The sequence below is a fragment of the Actinosynnema sp. genome, assembly GCF_052038725.1.
In genome coordinates this window covers 1-1,705 of record NZ_JBQGCX010001173.1, presented here as the reverse complement: position 1 = coordinate 1,705, position 1,705 = coordinate 1, and the positions used below count along the sequence as shown (strand labels likewise).

Annotated in this window: 3 protein-coding genes; 2 read left to right on the top strand and 1 reads right to left on the bottom strand. The window is 73.7% G+C overall.

Features of this window, described 5'->3' with window-relative positions; all coding sequences use genetic code 11:
* Positions 1-316: 316 nt before the first annotated feature.
* Positions 317-736: a YybH family protein gene (locus tag ACTUAL_RS24550; RefSeq protein WP_015803425.1), complete on the top strand. Its 420-nt coding sequence runs from the start codon at positions 317-319 to the stop codon at positions 734-736.
* A gap of 177 nt (positions 737-913) precedes the next feature.
* Positions 914-1,438: a DUF2087 domain-containing protein gene (locus tag ACTUAL_RS24545; RefSeq protein ID WP_440901909.1), complete on the top strand. Its 525-nt coding sequence runs from the start codon at positions 914-916 to the stop codon at positions 1,436-1,438.
* Positions 1,439-1,530: 92 nt separating this feature from the next.
* On the opposite strand, the gene ACTUAL_RS24540 is transcribed toward ACTUAL_RS24545, so the two are convergent.
* Positions 1,531-1,704 (bottom strand): alpha/beta hydrolase, encoded by a 174-nt coding sequence (locus tag ACTUAL_RS24540; protein ID WP_440901910.1) that lies wholly within the window; start codon positions 1,702-1,704, stop codon positions 1,531-1,533.
* Position 1,705: the final 1 nt, after the last annotated feature.

Genomic DNA, 1,705 nt, shown 5'->3' with positions numbered 1-1,705 from the left:
CGTCCTGGGCGTTGGCGCGCAGCCTCCCCACCAGTTCGCGGACCGCCTCTAGGGTCGCGCGACCGCTCCGCTCGGTCTCCTGCATGACACCTGGCCTCTCGTCGCTTCGGCTGTCGGCTCGCTCGGTCCGGAACACTAACGACGGATTCGGGAATTGTTCTCACCCATTGGTAATCCGCCGCTCCGGAGAAATCCGGTTACCGTCTCGTGAGCGGTCGGTGAAAGGGGTTGGGTTAGTTTTCCAGGGCGTTGCAGGTGCTGCCTGAAAGATGGTCACGCGGACCCGATCCGCCCAGAAGGAAGCAGGACGGAAAAGATGTCCACCGCACTCCGGGTCGACCCCGACTTTCCCGACCTCACCGACGACATCGACACCCAGAACGACATCTTCATCGACGTCTTCAACTCCGGTGACGGCGCGCTGTTCGACAAGCTGTACCGGCCGGACGCGATCTCGAACTTCTCCGGCGGCCAGCTGACCGGCGCGCCGCGCAAGGCGTGGTTCGAGCAGTTCCTGGCGCCCAAGCCGCACCTGGAGGCGACGCTGACGCACGCCTACGTGGCGGGCGACGTGTCCCTGATCGGGGTCACGTTCATCATCCTGACCACCGACGAGGAGGGCAGGAAGGTCAAGATCACGGGCCGCTGCACGGACGTGCTGCGCCGCGGCGACGACGGCCGCTGGCTGATGTGCATGGACCGCCCGGTGATGGACCCGCCGGAGTTCGTGGACTAGCGCGGAGCCCGCAGGGCCGAGGTGACCACGCCCCACGGCTGTCGGTCCCGACGGGGCGGGCGCGCCCGGTGGCCCCCGCCCCGCCGCGCGGGCGGGCGGCCACCGGGTCGCGGGGCGGTCGGGTGCGCGGGGTCGCTGCTATGATCGCGGCCCCGTACCCGACCGCGAGGTGCCGCCGTGCCCGAGCCCGCCGACGCACGCTCGCCCTCCTGCGGAGACCTGGCCGGTCTGCTGGCCGAACCCGCGCGCCTGGCCGCGTTCGCCGCGCTGGTGCTGGGGGCGGGGACGGTGGACGAGGTGGCGGAGGCGGCGCGGTTGACGCGCGCGGACGCCACGCGGGCGCTGCACCGGCTGGTCGACGGCGGCCTGGTGGCGCGCGAGGGCGGGCGGCACGCGCCGGTGGCGGAGGTGTTCCGGACCGCGGTGCGCGCCGAGGCGCGGCTCGGCGGGGCGTCCGGCGACGGCGCGGGGGCGTACTTCCGGCGGGGGCGGTTGACCGCGGTCCCCGGTGAGGCGGGGGTGCGCTCGAAGGTGCTGGCCGTGGTGGCGGACTCGTTCGCGCCGGGTGAGGTGTACCCGGAGGCGAAGGTGAACGCGCTGTGCGGCGAGTGGTTCGACGACTGGGTGACGCTGCGGCGGGCGCTGGTGGACGAGGGTCTGCTGACGCGCTCGCACGGGGGCGAGGCGTACCGGCGGGCCTGAGGCGCGCTCCCCCGGCGCACGTCCGCGGCACGTGCCCGCGCCGCGCGCCGACTCCCGCGGGGTCGACGCGCGGCGCTTGGAGCGGTGCGGGGCTACCCGATCACGCCGGTCTCGGCCGGGGCCTGCTGCCGCGCCGGGGTCTCGGCGGCGCACTCCACGTCGCGCGCCGGGAGCTTCCCGCCGAGCAGGTAGGCGGTCACCCTGTCGTTCGCGCAGGCGTTCCGGCCCACCAGGTACGCGCCGTGGCCGCCCTGGTCGACGGTGATC